Origin of the sequence: Streptomyces sp. GESEQ-35 (genome assembly GCF_017948485.1) — a bacterium.
Classification (GTDB): domain Bacteria; phylum Actinomycetota; class Actinomycetes; order Streptomycetales; family Streptomycetaceae; genus Streptomyces.
Genome location: NZ_JAFFSX010000001.1, coordinates 225,657 through 241,684 on the forward strand (window position 1 = coordinate 225,657; position 16,028 = coordinate 241,684).

Sequence of the window (16,028 nt, forward strand, 5' to 3'; positions counted from 1 at the left end):
ACTCCACTGCGTGTGGAAATGGGATGGCTGTCACCGCCATGCGGCGGGCGGGCACGCCGGAGCACCACACCTACCGCTCCCCGTACGTCTCCTGGCGACGGCCTGCTCGGTCCTGCTGTCGGCCACGGACGTCCCTGCCGCGGTAGAAGGCCAGGAACGCCGCCGCGGCGATCGGACTCGTGACCCCGCTGGGCGGACCGGGCCCCCAGCCACCCCCGCCCAATGAGGTGTGGCAGCTGCCGGGCGGCACGGCCCGGGTGTACTACGGCGAGGATCGGCGAGCCATGGAACGGCCGTCGTCCTGGCTGACGGCTTCAAGTCGCGGGGAGGTGTCGTCGCCGGATGGTTCCCGTAGGCCTCTTCCACGGCTCTCCGGACGGCCCCGGTGTCGGCCTCGTCGTCCACAGTGCTGCCGCGGGCGTCGGCATCCTGTGCGCGAACCTCTCGCCTGCACCGACCTGCCACAGGCGAGGTCGCGTCATCCGGGTCGCGCCTTCCGGTACCTCTCCATTTGGAGGTTCCTGGACGGCGTCCACCTGCCGCACGATGCGGCAGGTCGGGCGCCGATGCCCGCGTCCCAGGAGGTGTGCACGCCGTGCAGCGATGGAGCCGGAGCCAGTCACCGATCCCCGCCCCGCAGCCGGAGGAGTTGCGCACGCTTCAGCTGGAACGTCTGCGGCGCACACTGCGCCACGCGTACGACCATGTCCCCTTCTACCGGAAGAAGTTCGACGCCGATGGCGTGCATCCGGACGACTGCCGCGAACTCGACGATCTGGCGAAGTTCCCCACGACCAGCAAAGAGGACCTGCGCGCGAACTACCCGTACGGCATGTTCGCCGTGCCACGGCATCTGGTCAGACGTGTGCATGCGTCCAGCGGTACCACCGGGCAGCCGACGGTGGTGGGTTACACGGAAGGTGATCTCTCCGTGTGGGCGGAAGTGATGGCGCGCTCGCTGTCTGCGGCCGGTGTGCGGCCCGGCGACACGGTGCATGTCGCTTACGGATATGGGCTGTTCACCGGTGGGCTCGGCGCTCACTACGGCGCGGAGCGGCTCGGTTGTACGGTCATTCCGGCATCCGGCGGGATGAGCGCCCGGCAGGTGCGGCTGATCACTGATCTTCAGCCCGAGGTCATCATGGTCACGCCGTCCTATCTCCTTGCGCTGGCCGATGAATTCGAGCGGGCGGGCATCGATCCGCGAGCCAGTTCCCTGAAGGTCGGTGTCTTCGGCGCCGAGCCGTGGACCGAGGGGATGCGCGCCGAGATCGAGGAGCGTTTCGGGCTGGACGCGGTGGACATCTACGGCCTGTCCGAGGTGATCGGTCCGGGCGTGGCCCAGGAGTGCGTCGACACCAAGGATGGTCTGCACATCTGGGAGGACCACTTCTACCCGGAAGTCGTCGATCCGGACAGCGGTCGCGTACTGCCGCAGGGCAGCCATGGCGAGCTGCTGTTCACGTCGCTCACCAAGACGGCGATGCCCGTGATCCGTTATCGGACGCGCGATCTGAGCCGGTTGCTTCCCGGCAGCGCGTATCCGGCCTTCCGAAGGATGGAGAAGGTCTCCGGGCGTACCGACGACATGATCATCCTGCGCGGGGTCAACTTGTTCCCCTCCCAGATCGAGGAGATCGTGCTCGCCACGGCAGGCGCCTCGCCCCACTTCCGGATCGTCCTGACGTCCGCCGACCGCCTGGACCAGTTGACGGTGGAGGTGGAGGCGCCCGCGGAGTTGCGTACGCCCGTTGCGCAGAGCATCGCCGCAGCGGCGAAGCAGACCATCGGAGTGCGCGTAGTCGTCGAGGTGGTACCGCCCGGGTCCCTTGCGCGGTCGACGGGCAAACTACAGCGGGTGATCGACCTGCGCGAAGGCTAGGACCGGGCCTGCGAGGAAGCCGGGTCCAGACCGCAGGGGCACTCCAAAGAAGTCTCCACCTGGAGATACCCCTGGCATGCACCCCTGTGCGACTCTGACGCCGTGCGCCAAGGACCCGTCGATCGTGCCGTCGAGCAGATCAACCTGCTCGACGCGCTGCTGCGCGAACGGGACGGTCTGCTCACGGTGATGGACCGGATCGTGGCCCTGCATGGGACCGCCCGGCTCATCCGAGCCACCCTCGGGGTCGACTCCGGATTCGTGGCCGACCTCGACGGCACCGACCAGGCGGTGGTCCGGTGGATGTCGGGCACCAGGACGGACCTGCTGCAGAACCTCACCGTCCCGCTGGGCCAGGGCATCGGCGGCCGGGCCATGGCGCTCGGCCAGGCCGTGCGGGTGAGCGACTACGTCAGCTCACACGAGATCACCCATCACTTCGACGCGCAGGTACGCGGCGAGGGCCTCGGGGCGATGATCGCCGTGCCGGTGATCAGCAAGAGCCGTACGGTCGCGGTCGCCTATGCCGCTATGCGCTCGGCCACCGATTTCGGTGATACGGCTGTGCAGCGGATGGAAGGCATAGCCGAGCAGGCCGCGACCGCGCTGCATATCGCCGGCGCCGCCGAGTCCAAGGCGACCTCCGCGGTCACGGCGGAACGGCACCGGATGCAGAACGCGCTGCACGATTCGGTGGGGGCGCTGCTGTTCTCCATCGGGGTGCAGGTCCGCGATCTGCACCAGGCCATTCAGGACAATCCACCTCTTGAGACGCGCCTGTCACGCCTTGAGTCCGACATTTCCGCGGCGTCCAGCGCCCTGCGCGAGTCGCTGCTCGCTCTGTCGGATACGACCCCCGAGCGCGCGCTGCCGGTGGAACTCGCCGAGTACGCCCGGTCCTTCGAAGCCCGTACGGGAGTGACCACGCGGTTCGTGCAGCTCGGGCAGGTGGCTCCGATGGATTCCGAGCGGACCGCGTTGCTGCTCGCGGTGGTCAGGGAAGGGCTGCTCAATATCGAGAAGCACTCCCGGCCGCATTCGGTGATCGTCACGCTCGGCCCGTGCGACGGCGGCGTCCAGTTGGTCGTCGCGGACGACGGCGCGGGCGCGGCCCCGTCGGATTCCAACGGCACGCGGATGGGCGTGCGTTCGCTGGCCGAGCGCGCGGCGCGGGTGGCGGGCCGGGTCAGTCTGGTGCGCGACGAGGACGGCGGGTGCACTCTGCGCGCCTGGCTGCCGGATCCCGCGTGACCGGGTCCGTCCTTGTCGTGGACGACCACCCGGTGGTGCGGGACGGGGTGACGCTGCTGCTGCGCTCCGATCCGTCCCTTGTGTTCGTCGGCTCCGCCGAGTCCGGACGTGCAGCGATCGAGCGGACGATGGAGCTACGGCCCGATCTCGTGCTGCTCGATCTGCGGCTGCCGGACATGCTCGCGCCGGAGGTGGTGACCCGGCTGCGGCAGGTCCATCCGGCGGGAAAGATCGTGGTGTTCACCGCGCACGCGGACCACGGCGGCGTCGTCGCCGCGATCGAGGCCGGCGCGGACGGCGGACTGCTCAAGGACGTCGCCGGCACCGACCTGGTCAGTGCGCTGCGACGGGTGCTGCACGGCGAACGCGTAGTGGATCCGCGGATCTTCCAGGACACCTCACAGCGCTCCGATGCGCTGGCCCGCAGCGGGCTGACGCGGCGTGAGTACGAGGTGCTGCGGTTCGCCGCGCAGGGCAAGACGAATCCGGAGATCGCCGATGCCACCGGTCTCACCCGCAACACCGTGAAGACCTATCTTCAGTCCGCGCTGCACAAGCTCGGTGCGCGCAACCGGGTCGAGGCGATCAGAAAGGCCAGCGAGGCCGGATTGCTCTGACCACCCGTAGTTTGGCGCAGATCGCCGTATCCACCTCTCCACTTGGGGGTATGGCCCGCGCAGAACCCTCCGCACAATACGGCCACTGGCAAAGCCGCCAGTTCGCAGCGGAGGCTCAGCGTGCTGACCATTCAAGGACTGTGCGTGCGGTACGGCCGGTCGGCCACCGCATTGCACGACATCCGATTCGATGTCGCGGACGATCAAGTACTCGCCTTGCTCGGGAACAACGGCGCGGGCAAGTCGACCGTGCTCCGGTCGATTTCCGCGACCTTGCGCCTGCACCGGGGTGCGGTCACCCAGGGCGAAATCCACTACGACGGCAAGCGGATCGACCGGCTCGATCCGGCCGCTATCGTACGGATGGGAGTGGTCGGCGTTCCCGAGGGACGTCAGGTGTTCGCTCGGATGACCGTCGAGGAGAACCTCCGGGCCGGCGGCATCACCGTCACCTCTGCCACCGAACGCACCGCGGCCAGGGACCGTGTCCTCGACCTTTTCCCCGTGCTCGCGGAGCGCTCGCGGCAGCCAGCCGGGCTGCTGTCCGGCGGCGAACAGCAGATGCTCGCCATTGGACGGGCGCTGATGTCCAACCCTCGCCTGCTGCTGCTCGACGAGCCCTCGCTCGGTCTGGCGCCGAAGATGGTCGAGCGGATCGCAGCGACGATCCGCTCGATCCACGCCCAGGGCACGGCCGTGGTGCTCGTCGAACAGAACGCCATGATGGCGCTGAGTGTCGCCGACCGGGTCGTCGCACTCGACGTCGGGAAGGTGGCGTTGTCCGGGAGGGCAGCGGACGTCTCGGGCAGCGAGGAGCTGCGGCGGCTGTATCTCGGCGGTCATGAAGGCCGCGGTCGTGCCGGTGGCGATACGGGCGCTGACTACGCGAATGGCGCTCGCAGCAGCAATGCGGGGAAGACCGCCGCACCAGACCGGCCCCGCACCCTCCCGGCCTGGACGCCGCCCAGGAGGCGTTCGTTCGCGAGGTGGTCGCGGTGACCGAACTGCGGGTCGAGCGCGTCGGCTTGCGCTTCGGCGGACTGCGGGCTCTCGACGACGTGTCGTTCACCGTCACCAAGGGCAGCCTCCACGCCCTGATCGGCCCCAACGGCGCAGGAAAGTCCAGCTGTTTCAATGTGATCGGCGGGCTCTACCGCGCCACGGAAGGCACCCTGACCTTCGACGACAAGGACCTGCGGGCGCTGCGGCCCCATCAGCGAGCCGGACTCGGGATCGGCCGGGCGTTCCAGAACACCGCGCTCTCGCCCCATTCCACGGTGCTCGACAACGTGATGCTCGGCCGGCACTCGCTGACCCGCGGCGGATTCCTGTCCTGCGCACTGAAGTTGACCGCCCGGCAGGAGCGCGTGCACACGCAGCGGGCAGCGGAGATCTGCGCCTTCCTCGGGCTCGGCGACATCCTCGACGCACCGGTCGGCTCTCTGCCGTACGGAAAGGCGAAACGCGTCGACATCGCCCGCGCCCTCGCCGTGGAACCCTCGCTGCTCCTGCTCGACGAGCCGGCCGCCGGCATGAACACGGCCGAAACCGACGAACTGGCGGGCACGATCCGGGCGGTCAACGAAGGGCTCGGCATCTCGGTGCTCCTGGTCGAGCACGACATGAACCTCGTGATGGGCATCGCCGACCAGGTCACCGTCCTCGACTTCGGCCGGGTGATCGCCGACGGAACGCCGGCCGAGGTCCAGAACGATCCCCAGGTCATCAAGGCCTATCTCGGTACGGAGGCTGAGGCGTGAACACATTCGTCCAACTGTCGGTCAACGGGATCGGCAAGGGCGCCGTGTTCGCCCTGCTCGCCCTCGGCTTCGTGGTGATCTTCAAGGCCACCGGGGTGGTCAACTTCGCCCATGGCTCGTTCGTGATGTTCGGCGGCTATCTCGTGGTGGCCACCCGGGACTCCGTCGGCTGGGTGGCGGCCGGCGCCATCGGGATCGCCGGCGCCGGGCTGCTCGCCCTGTGCCTGGAGCGGATCCTCGCCAGGTCCCGGCATGCCGATCCCTTCAGCCTCGCGCTGCTCACCATCGGCGCGGATGTCGTGATCACCGAGGAGATCGTGCGCCGGCTCGGCGTCTCCGTGCCCTTCCTCGGCGAAGGCTGGGACTCCACCCCGGTCACCGTCGGCGGCATCACCCTGTTCCGTACGCATCTGGTGGCGCTGGCCGTCGCGACCGTCCTGATCGGCGCGTTCTTCCTGGCCTTCCGCTACTCGACGTGGGGCATCCGGATCCGCGCCCAGGCCGAGAACCGCGAGGCCGCCGCGCTCGCCGGCATCCGCAGCTCCCAAGTGACGGCCGTCGCCTGGCTGGTGGCCGGTGTACTCGCCGGAGTCGCGGTGCTGTTCATCGCCACCCAGGACTTCTCCGGTTCCGGCCTGTCGCGCGGCACCCACTCCATCGCCCTGGCGGCCTTCCCCGCGGCGATCCTCGGCGGCCTGGACTCCACCGCGGGTGCGGTCCTCGGCGGGCTGATCGTCGGTCTGGTGGACGCGCTGTCCGCGCACTACATCTCGTTCGCCTTCGCCAAGAGCGCGGTGTTCCTGGTGATGCTCGTCGTTCTCGTCGTGCGTCCCGCCGGACTGTTCGGTTCGAGGGAGACGGCCCGTGTCTAGAACCATGTCGAAGGCCGGCTGGGCAGCGGCCCTCGCGCTGCTGCTCGTCCTTCCGCTCTATCTCACCGCGCCGTGGCTGAAGGCCGGGCAGTTCATGATGGTGGGCGCGGTCGGCGCCATCGGGCTGACCCTGCTGAGCGGGCAGGCCGGTCAACTCTCCCTCGCCCACGCCTTCTTCGTCCTCGCAGGAGCCACCTCGTACACCGTCCTCGCGGGTCCGTCGACCGGCGACCTCGTCGGGCTCGGTTGGGATCCGCTGCTCGCGCTCATCGGCGCGGTCGTCATCACCGCAGCGCTGGGGTTGGCGTTCGCGCCCGTGGCGGGACGGCTGCGCGGGATCTATCTCGGTGTGGCCTCGCTCTCCCTCGTATTCCTCGGCCTCTATCTGGGCCAGGAGATCACTTCGTTCACCGGCGGTACGTCGACGGGCCGACCGCCCGCCGACTTCGAACTCTTCGGCTTCTCCTTCTCCGACGAGGGGGATCTGGCGATCGCGGGGGTGCCGCTCGGGGAGACCGAGCGGGTCTGGTACCTGTTCCTGGCCTTGGTCGTCCTCGCGTACGTCTGTGCCCGCGGGGCCGTGACCGGACGGGTGGGGCGGGCCTGGCGGGCGGTGCGGGACAACGAGGCGTCGGCCGCGGCGATGGGCGTCGACGTGGGCCGCGCCAAGGCGGGCGCGTTCGCCGTGTCCTCGGCGTACGCCGGTCTCGCCGGCGTGATGACCGTTCTGTGGTTCGACATCCTCAAGCCGGACGAGAGCGAGTTCGGCACGTACGGGATCAATATCTCCATCGCGTATCTCGCGATGGCCATCATCGGCGGCCTCGGCTCGGTGCCGGGGGCGCTGGCCGGTGCCGTCCTGGTCAACGGCCTGCCGCAGATCCTCGCGCTGTACTCCGTGGATCTGGGCTGGTTCGCCGGCTCGGGAGAAGGCGCATTCACCCCGGTCCTTGTCGGTTCCTTCGTGTACGGCACGGCGATCGTCCTGCTCGTGCTGTTCGCACCGGGCGGACTGGCAGCGATCGGCCGAGGGCTCACACAGTCCATAAGGAGACGAGCATGAAACGGTTCGCGGCGTGCTGCGCCTTGCTGATCCTCGCCACCGCCTGCAGCACCAAGGCGGCGGACAACGAGAAGGGTTCGTCCGGGGCCGACGGGGTGAAGACCGGGGCCGGCGTGACGGACAAGACCATCACCCTCGGTGTGATGACCGACAAGACCGGGGTGTTCAAGAACCTCGCGACCGCCATCACCCGCGGCAACGAGCTGTGGGTGAAGGACCTCAACGCCGCGGGCGGGGTCTGCGGCCGCCAGGTGGAGCTCGAGGTCGTGGACCACGGCTACAAGGCCGACACGGCGAAGACCCTGTACCCGCAGCTGGAGCCGAAGGTGCTCGGCTTCCTTCAGCTCACCGGCTCGCCGATCGTGGCGGCCCTGGCCGGCGATGTGCAGTCCGACAAGGTCACCACCACGCCCGCCTCCTGGTCCTCCGAGCTGCTGAGCAATCCGTACGTCATGGTCGTCGGGACCACCTATGACATCGAGATGATCGACGGGCTGTCCTACCTTCAGAAGGAAGGCCTGATCAAGGACGGCGACACGGTCGGACACATCTATGTGGACGGCGAGTACGGCGCCAACGGACTGCGCGGCGCGCGCTATTACGCGGAGCAGCACAACCTGAAGCTCCGGGATGTCAAGATCACCTCCACGGACACCGACCTGACGAACGTCGTGACCGGCCTCAAGGGCGACGGCGTCAAGGCGATCCTCCTCACCACCACGCCGGGCCAGACCGGATCGGCCCTCGCCGCCAACAGGGCGCTGGGTCTGAACGTGCCGGTGCTGTCCAACAACCCGGCCTTCGACCCGGTGCTGCACGAGGGTCCGGCCGCCAAGGCTCTGGACAAGTTGTACGTCGCGGCCAGCACCGTGCCGTACTCCTCCGACATCCCCAAGGCCAAGGAGATCGCCGGCGCGTACAAGGCGGCCGGGTACGCCGAGCCGCCCAACGCCGGTGTCCCGTACGGCTATGCGGTGGCCGAGGTGTGGGGCTCGATCCTTAAGAAGGCGTGCGACAACAAGGATCTGACGCGCGACGGCATCCTCAAGGCGATGCAGCAGACCACCTCCGCCGACACCGGCGATCTCGTGGCCACCCTTGACTACTCCAAGCCGGGCGCTCCGGCCACGCGTCAGGTCTACATCGCCCAGCCCGACGCCGACGCGGAGGGCGGACTCCGGTCCGTACAGCCGCTGTTCGAGGCGGACGAGGCGAAGACATACCGGGCCCCGCACGAGAAGTAGCCACCTCTGCGCACCGGCCGGCCCCCCCTCCCCGGGCCGGCCGGTCGAGGACAACCATGAGAACGCTCAGGAAGGCAGGTCGCGCGTGACGCAGACCAGCTCCAACGGCAGACACCGGCGGCCGCGCGCCGTTTCCGTCCTTGCGGGAGCTTCCTCGGCCCTGATCCTCGTGGCGGCAGGACAGACCGCGACGGCTTCTGCGCCGGCGAAGGCCTCAGTCTGGAGGCCGCCGGCAGCCACTTACGGCGCGAGCGAGCCGGTACCGATGACCGTCACCATGGACGACGGCGTGAAGATCGCCGTCGACGTCGCCTATCCGACGGATCCGAGCACCGGCAAGCGCGCGTCGGGCGACTTCCCCGTGCTCCTTACGCAGAACCCGTACGGCAAGCAGCGCTCCGACCCCACCGACAGCGGCACCTATTTCGTGGAGCGGGGCTACATCTTCGTGGCGTCGGCGGTGCGTGGCACCGGTGACTCCGGTGGACAGGCCGACTGGTTCGGTGACCGACAGGGCAAGGACGGTGCCAACCTGGTGAAGTGGGCGGCCCGTTCGCTGGCGGACACCAACGGCAAGGTCGGCCTTGACGGCTGCTCGTATCTCGGGGTCAATCAGTGGTTCACTGCGGCGGCTGTGGGCAAGAACTCGCCCCTCAAGGCCATCGCGCCGTTCTGCACCGACTCGGACTTCTACAACGACCTCACGGCCAACGGCGGCATCCCCACCAACTTCGTCGCGTCCGTCGGGCGGGGCCTGCCGCGTGGACCCGAGGACGATCCGGCGACCGACCCGCTGTCCGTGACGATCGCCCAGCAGGCGAACGGCGGACCACGCGCGTACAACAACGCCTACTGGCAGGACCTGGACGTAGAAAAGCTCATGCCGCAGATCGTCCGCAACGGCATTCCGGCGCTCTCGCAGGCCGGTTGGTACGACCTCTTTCCCGGTGGCAACCTCGGCACGTACACAGCTGCCCAAAATGCTTACTTCGACAGGCAGTTGACCGGTCCGATCGAGCGGTCCGATGCCGTCACCGGCCGTTACCAGGCGATCGTCGGACCGTGGACGCATGGCGAGCACGTCGACGAGCCCACGCTTCAGTCCATCCGTCTGAAGTGGTTCGAGACCTGGCTCAAGAACGCCCCCACCGGGATGGCCGCCACCTCTACTCCGCTGCATCTCTTCGACAACGGCGCGACCAGGTGGGTCGACAGTGCCGCCTGGCCCCTGTCCATGGACGCTCGGACCTACTACCTCGGAAACGGAGCGCTCACGGCCGGCAGACCCACGCGCGGCGGCAGCGACAACCTCTCCCGGGCGGAGGCGACCGCCGGCAACACCCTCACCTACAGCACGGCCCCGCTCACGAAGCCGACCTTGCTGAACGGGCCTGCCGACGTCACCCTCTACGCCAGATCGACCACCCCGGAGACCCAGCTGTCGGCCACGCTGAGCATCGTCGCTCCGGACGGGACCGTCACCAAGCAGGCCGACGGCATCCTCCTGGGCAGCCGGCGCTCCCTCGACCGACGCGAGAGCTGGTACGGGAGCAACGGGGCGCTCCTCAAGCCGAGCCACCCCTTCACTCAGGAGTCCCAACGACCGGTCGTGCCGGGGGCGACCACGCGCTACGACATCGCCCTGCTGCCGAGCCTCACCGAGATCCCGGCCGGGTACCGCATCCGGATCGCCCTCACCAGCCAGACACCGGCCGACTTCCACTACCCTGTCGCACCGACCCCGCAACAGCTCGCCGACCTCTCCGGCGGTGTCTACACCATCGAGCGGTCCCCGTGGGCCGCGTCCTTCATCAACCTGCCGCTGGACTCCCCACGCGTGGCACGTCCGAGCGCGCAGAGTTGGGGGCCGGCGTCCTGAGCGACCTCCCTGTGCACCGGCCGGTCCTTCCACGGGGCCGGTCGGTCGCGCGTCTCAGAGGGCGTTCTCCAACAGTTCCTCCCCGGGCATCAACGAGGCGGAGGCGCTCGGCCCGGCCGACCGTGAGGCACTCGCGGTCGGCCGGGACGCGGCAAGCCACAGGCCCGGACGGAACCTGGACTCAGAGTTCCTGGAGGTACACCTTCACGGCATTGCTCGAGTCGTTGTACGACTTCGCGGTGAAATCGAATTCCTGGGTCTCCCCCTTGGGGCAGGCCTTCTTGCTGTACTGCTTGGAGCCGTCGTTGTAGACCGCGTAGACGCGGGCGCACTCGCCGTCGGATTCCGTGTCGGTGACGTTGCCGAAGACGTCGACCTTGCCGCCAGAGCAGCTGATGGTCCAGTCACCGTCGGCTCCGCTGGTTTCCGCATGATGCTCGGAGTCACACTTGGCGAGCACGCCCACCGGCTGTGCGCCCGCCGATCCGGTGGACAGCATCAGCCCGCCCGCGAGAGCGGCCGTCGCCGCACAAGCGGCCATCATGGTACGGATCTTGGACATGGGTTCCTCCCGTTGGTGCCGTGCAGTGTGTTGTCCAGGCAACTCGTTGCCTGGACACTCATCGTCCGGTGACAGCACGCGTCCGGAAACCTCGAAAGTTGCAGGGTGCCCGGCGTTGACCGGATGCAGGGCGAGGTACGGGGATCGCCGACGAGGGCGTCGGTTGTTGGACTGCTGGAACAACACGAGTTGGCGACGCGCCGTCGAGTCGACGGGCTGCGTGAGGAGGCCGACCGTGTCCAGGCCGAGTTGGCCGCGGCCAAGCCGGAGTGGCAGGAGTGGGCGATCGCCCGCAGGCGGGTCGAGGCGGTGCTGGCTTCGGACGATGGCAACACCGCCGAAGCGGAGGTCACCGAGGCTCCCGTCCAGGCCAGCCCGGGTGAAGGCCCTGCGGCCGAAGGCGAAACGCCTGGTCGCCTGTGGCCGCCCGCTCCTGGGAGGGGTCATTCGGCCCCAGCGCGTGGCGGTGCCCCGGCGCCGCGCACGTCGCAGGCCGTCCCGGTGTTGCGCGGGCTTGAGCAACACCGGGCAGAGCGGTCTATGCCGGATCGGGCAGCCAGGCCAGCACTGCGCTGAAGTGCGGTATCGCGTCGGTTCCGAGGGTGGCCGAGCCGCCGGTGCCGAGGTCGTACACGCGGCCGTCACCGGTCACGAAAGTGTCGGTGTCCCGCTCCGGGCTCCAGGCGTAGCCGTCAAGGAAGGCGTACTCGCTCACGTTCCTGACGAGCGGGCGGGTATCGACGCGACGCCCGGCGGTATCGACTGAGAAGACCGCCTCGTTGCCGCTGATGACCGGGCGGCAGCTGCCGGGGATGAAGGTGACGGTCCAGGGACTGAGTTCCGGGAAGCCGGTGTCGATGGCGCGCGCGGGCGGCATGGTGCCGTCCCGTACGGCGAGGGCCGCCTCGTCCAGCCTGTCCAGGACGTAGAGGGTCTTCGGCGGGGCGGTTCGTGACCAGGTCTTTTCGTTCGCCGTGATGACCCGGTTGCCGCAGGCCGCGACGAGCGTCCACCTGCCGGCCGAGTCCACGAGCCGGGGAGCCCGGCCGTCGCGGAGTACCGCGAGTGTGGTGGTGTCGGCATCGATGGTCTGCGGCGTGCCCTTGATAAAGGAGGGAAAGGAGGTCAGCCGGTCGTAGACGAGCCGGTGCGCGTCCAGCCAGTCGGGGCAGGTCACCCGGCCCTTGGCGGTGTGTTTGTCCGTGCCGTCGGTGTATCGGTTGGTACGGGAGCGGTCGACGGTGGTGACATGGCCATCGACGTCGACGAGGTCGAGGCCCCCGTTGAGGGCGGTGGCAACGCGGCGGCTGTCGGGCGACCACCGCACGCAGTCGTTCGTGTCTTTGCTGGGGATCACGCGCTCCCGGCCGTTGGCCAGGTCCCGCAGGACGAGCGACTTGGTCTTGGTGTACGCCAGCCACTTGCCATCCGGAGAGACGGCCGCGCCGCCCGCCCTGGCGGGGCTGGCCAGTCGGGTCGTCTTCGGCCCGGCGCCGGGACCGACATCGAACTGCCACACCGAGTAGTCCGTGCGCGGCCATGCTCCGGCGTCCGGAGCACTGGTCTCGGTGGAGGACAGCACGATGAACCGGCCCCGGACGGAGGGCGGAGGCGGTTCGGATGCGGCCGAGGAGGACGGGGACGATGCGGGATCCGAGCCGTCCGAGCCGGAGCAGGCAGCGACAGCCAAACCGAACACCGCACCCGCCAGCAGGTGCCGTCGTATGCGTCGTGCACGCTTCAACTCCCCACCCCCGCACCGATGTTACGCCCATCAAGGCCCTCTTCCCACGCGGGCAGTTGAGACGTACGCTCCCACCGAGCCAGCTGCTCACCTGGGGGGTGGCCATGCGTTCGACTGCCGCGAAAGGCATCGCCGTCGCGTGTGCGGCCGTACTTCTCACGGGCTGTGTATCGGCCGGCATCGAGATCGAAACAGGAAGGTCCGATCCCGACCCCGACTCTCACCCCTCGTTCGCCTCTTCGTCCGCGACCACATCCACCCCCGCCGAGGAATACTTCGGCCCCGGCGACTGCGCCACCCCGGATCCCGTCAGCGGCGAGGGCATCTACCGCGAGGTGGCCTGCGACGACCCGTCTGCCACTGCAGAAGTACTGGAGCCCATCGACACCGGGACCGGCCTGGGCCTCACGACCCCGTCCGACTGCCCGGAGAGCACCGACTTCATCCTCGACCTCGCGCAGAACCTGGCCGGCGTCGGCGCGACGGCCACCGACGAGGTCATGCCCTCCCTCTTTGCCTGCATGCGCAACCTCACCTCCTCCAGCGACGCCCCTTCCTGATGGGCCACGACAAACCCCGCCCAGGTGCCCCTCGGGCACCCCGTCGCCTCGCAACGGCCCGTCAGGGCCGAGCCGGACCACCACCTTGGCCGTCCCGGCTGCTTCCGAGCCGCGTGAACTCGAACCACGCGCCCGCCGAGCCTCGGAGAGACCTCGACGACGGACGTCACCGAGCTGTCACGGCCGGGCGCGATGGGGCCGCCCAGCCTCGGTAGGGCTGTCGAGCCGACCCGGGGAGCTGGGGCGCTGGCCCGGCTGCGCTCCCTTCTGCGCGAGTACTACCCCGCTGCCCTCGACGCCTTCGCCACATGGACCAACGGCCTGTGCCGCCCGGAGGCACGCGAACTCATCAAGGCCGCACAGACCCCTTCCCGGGCCGCTCGGCATACACCCAGCCCCAGGCCGCGCTCAGGCGAGCCGGCCGCAAGCGTGGCATTCCGGGAGCAGTGACGGCGCAAGAGCTCCGCAGGGCCGCCGCCTTCACGGCGTCCGGCCCTTCCAGCCGTACGACGTCAAGCGCCTCCCCCACCGCGCCCATCGCTGAGTCGCATTCCCTCCTGCGCGGCGACTCCTCCGCGGTGCCGATCGCGCCCTGCCAGGCCGTCAACCCCTGTTGGGCGCTGTCGGTGGGGCTCAGGTACGTGACGCCGCTCAGCGCACCGCCCACTGGTTCGCGAGCGTCTGTTCGGTGAGGGTGCGGCGGGCGACGTCGAGCTGGGCCGTGGCCTGGAGCTGTCCCACGTCCCATGCGGCGGCGGAGAACGTGAACACCCCCGTCAGCGCGCCGCCGATCGCAGCCCCGGCGGCGATCAGCGCCGTCACCACGGCATCGTCCACGTCAGGCGTCCAGCGCTGCCAGCACCACGGACCTGGCCTCTTCCTGGACCTGGCGCAGATGGTCCTGGCCGAGGAAGGACTCCCCGTAGATCTTGTAAACGTCCTCGGTGCCCGAAGGGCGGGCGGCGAACCAGGCGTTGGCGGTGGCCACCTTGATACCGCCGAGGGCGGCGCCGTTGCCGGGCGCCTCGGTGAGCACCGTGGTGACCGGCTCTCCGGCCAGGGTGTCGGCGGTGACCTGGCGCGGGGACAGCTTGGCGAGCAGCGCCTTCTCCTCACGGGAGGCCGGGGCGTCGACACGCGCGTAGGCGGGGGCGCCGAAGCGGTCGGTGAGCTGGGCGTAGTGCTGCGAGGGGGTCTTGCCGGTGACGGCCGTGATCTCGGAGGCGAGCAGGGCCAGGATGATGCCGTCCTTGTCGGTGGTCCACACCGAGCCGTCGCGGCGCAGGAACGACGCGCCCGCCGACTCCTCGCCGCCGAAGCCGAGCGAGCCGTCGGACAGGCCGTCCACGAACCACTTGAATCCGACGGGGACTTCGACCAGCGGCCGGCCGACGTCCGCCGCGACCCGGTCGATCATGCTCGACGACACCAGGGTCTTGCCGATCCCGGCGCCCGTCGGCCACTGCTCCCGGTGGGAGAACAGGTACGAAATCGCCACGGCCAGATAGTGGTTGGGGTTCATCAGGCCCGCGTCCGGCGTGACGATGCCGTGCCGGTCGGCGTCGGCGTCGTTGCCGGTGGCGATGTCGAAGCGGTCGCGCTGCTCGATGAGCGAGGCCATCGCGTACGGCGACGAGCAGTCCATGCGGATCTTGCCGTCCCAGTCGAGCGTCATGAAACGCCAGGTCGGGTCGGTCAACGGGTTGACCACCGTCAGGTCGAGCCTGTGCTGTTCGGCGATCCGGCCCCAGTAGGCGACCGAGGCACCGCCCAGCGGATCGGCGCCGATGCGCACGCCGGCGCCCCGGATCGCCTCCAGGTCCAGCACGTTCGGCAGGTCGGCCACGTACGTGCCGAGGAAGTCGTAGCGGCCGGTGCCAGGTGCGGTCAGCGCCCGGCTGTACGGGATGCGCCGTACGTCCTTCAGGCCGCCGGCGATGATCTCGTTGGCCCGGTCCTGGATCCAGGAGGTCGCCTCGGAACCGGCCGGGCCGCCGCTCGGCGGGTTGTACTTGAAGCCGCCGTCAGCGGGCGGGTTGTGCGAGGGGGTGACCACCACACCGTCGGCGAGCCCCGAAGTGCGCCGCCGGTTGTGGGCGAGGATGGCGTGCGACACCGCCGGCGTGGGCGTGTAGCCGTCGGCCTGGTCGATGAGGACGGTCACGTCATTGGCCGCGAACACCTCCAGCGCCGTGATCCGGGCAGGCTCGGACAGAGCGTGGGTGTCGGCGCCGAGGAAAAGGGGGCCGTCGGTGCCCTGCGCGGCGCGGTACTCGCAGATGGCCTGGCTGGTGGCCGCGATGTGGTCCTCGTTGAACGCCGCCGAGAGGGACGAACCACGGTGCCCCGAGGTGCCGAACGCCACCCGCTGCCCCGGCTCGGCCGGGTCGGGGTGCAGTGCGTAGTACGCCGTGACCAGGCGGGCCACATCGATGAGATCCTCGGGCCCGGCGACCTGACCCGCTCGTACGTCCTGCATTTCCCCACTCCTCCGCCAGCGTCGACCATTGGGTACGGCCCTCATTCTCCCCCGCCCGGCCCGCCAAGACGCGCACCGGGCGGCCGCTGTGGTACGCGTCCGGCGGGTGCGACGG

14 protein-coding genes and 1 pseudogene are annotated in these 16,028 nt (G+C 69.3%); 11 read left to right on the forward strand and 4 right to left on the reverse strand.

The genetic code is table 11. From position 1 onward, the window contains the following. Window positions 1–595: 595 nt before the first annotated feature. The 9 genes from paaK (at window position 596) to KCH87_RS01115 (ending at window position 10,568) form a co-directional block, all read left to right on the forward strand. Window positions 596–1,882, forward strand: a complete 1,287-nt coding sequence (gene paaK, locus KCH87_RS01075; protein ID WP_210583322.1) for a phenylacetate--CoA ligase PaaK — start codon at window positions 596–598, stop codon at window positions 1,880–1,882. Window positions 1,883–1,984: 102 nt separating this feature from the next. After that, a complete protein-coding gene (locus KCH87_RS01080; protein WP_210583323.1) occupies window positions 1,985–3,133 on the forward strand; it encodes a GAF domain-containing protein in 1,149 nt (382 codons plus the stop codon). After that, window positions 3,130–3,750: a response regulator transcription factor gene (locus tag KCH87_RS01085; protein ID WP_210583324.1), complete on the forward strand. Its 621-nt coding sequence runs from the start codon at window positions 3,130–3,132 to the stop codon at window positions 3,748–3,750. Before KCH87_RS01080 ends, KCH87_RS01085 begins: the two co-directional genes overlap by 4 nt. A gap of 120 nt (window positions 3,751–3,870) precedes the next feature. Next, on the forward strand, window positions 3,871–4,749 hold the full coding sequence (locus KCH87_RS01090; protein WP_210583995.1) for an ABC transporter ATP-binding protein: 879 nt from the start codon (window positions 3,871–3,873) through the stop codon (window positions 4,747–4,749). Beyond that, on the forward strand, window positions 4,746–5,510 hold the full coding sequence (locus KCH87_RS01095; RefSeq protein WP_308298714.1) for an ABC transporter ATP-binding protein: 765 nt from the start codon (window positions 4,746–4,748) through the stop codon (window positions 5,508–5,510). Before KCH87_RS01090 ends, KCH87_RS01095 begins: the two co-directional genes overlap by 4 nt. Next, window positions 5,507–6,382, forward strand: coding sequence for a branched-chain amino acid ABC transporter permease (locus KCH87_RS01100; protein WP_210583325.1), 876 nt, complete (start codon window positions 5,507–5,509; stop codon window positions 6,380–6,382). The genes KCH87_RS01095 and KCH87_RS01100 overlap by 4 nt, the downstream gene beginning before the upstream one ends. Beyond that, entirely contained in the window at window positions 6,375–7,445 is a 1,071-nt protein-coding gene (locus KCH87_RS01105; RefSeq protein ID WP_210583326.1) for a branched-chain amino acid ABC transporter permease, read from the forward strand. The genes KCH87_RS01100 and KCH87_RS01105 overlap by 8 nt, the downstream gene beginning before the upstream one ends. Then, window positions 7,442–8,689, forward strand: coding sequence for an ABC transporter substrate-binding protein (locus KCH87_RS01110; RefSeq protein ID WP_210583327.1), 1,248 nt, complete (start codon window positions 7,442–7,444; stop codon window positions 8,687–8,689). Before KCH87_RS01105 ends, KCH87_RS01110 begins: the two co-directional genes overlap by 4 nt. Before the next feature lie 265 nt (window positions 8,690–8,954). Then, the gene (locus KCH87_RS01115; RefSeq protein WP_247195527.1) at window positions 8,955–10,568 is read left to right on the forward strand and encodes a CocE/NonD family hydrolase; all 1,614 of its coding nucleotides are present in this window, start codon (window positions 8,955–8,957) and stop codon (window positions 10,566–10,568) included. A gap of 181 nt (window positions 10,569–10,749) precedes the next feature. Here the strand turns inward: KCH87_RS01115 and KCH87_RS01120 are convergent, their stop codons facing one another. Further along, complete coding sequence (locus KCH87_RS01120) at window positions 10,750–11,130, reverse strand: hypothetical protein (RefSeq protein ID WP_210583329.1); 381 nt, start codon at window positions 11,128–11,130, stop codon at window positions 10,750–10,752. Window positions 11,131–11,253: 123 nt separating this feature from the next. On the opposite strand from KCH87_RS01120, the pseudogene KCH87_RS48705 reads away from it, so the two are divergent. Next, window positions 11,254–11,457, forward strand: a pseudogene (locus tag KCH87_RS48705) (hypothetical protein); the annotation flags it as partial. A 211-nt stretch (window positions 11,458–11,668) separates the two neighbouring features. Here the strand turns inward: KCH87_RS48705 and KCH87_RS01125 are convergent. Continuing rightward, on the reverse strand, window positions 11,669–12,874 hold the full coding sequence (locus tag KCH87_RS01125; RefSeq protein ID WP_210583330.1) for a PD40 domain-containing protein: 1,206 nt from the start codon (window positions 12,872–12,874) through the stop codon (window positions 11,669–11,671). A gap of 104 nt (window positions 12,875–12,978) precedes the next feature. On the opposite strand from KCH87_RS01125, the gene KCH87_RS01130 reads away from it, so the two are divergent. After that, complete coding sequence (locus KCH87_RS01130) at window positions 12,979–13,434, forward strand: hypothetical protein (RefSeq protein ID WP_210583331.1); 456 nt, start codon at window positions 12,979–12,981, stop codon at window positions 13,432–13,434. 651 nt (window positions 13,435–14,085) lie between these two features. On the opposite strand, the gene KCH87_RS48710 is transcribed toward KCH87_RS01130, so the two are convergent. Both KCH87_RS48710 and pgm read right to left on the reverse strand, forming a co-directional pair. Then, window positions 14,086–14,271 (reverse strand): hypothetical protein, encoded by a 186-nt coding sequence (locus KCH87_RS48710; RefSeq protein WP_247195528.1) that lies wholly within the window; start codon window positions 14,269–14,271, stop codon window positions 14,086–14,088. A 1-nt stretch (window position 14,272) separates the two neighbouring features. Further along, window positions 14,273–15,913: a phosphoglucomutase (alpha-D-glucose-1,6-bisphosphate-dependent) gene (gene pgm, locus KCH87_RS01140; RefSeq protein WP_210583333.1), complete on the reverse strand. Its 1,641-nt coding sequence runs from the start codon at window positions 15,911–15,913 to the stop codon at window positions 14,273–14,275. Window positions 15,914–16,028: the final 115 nt, after the last annotated feature.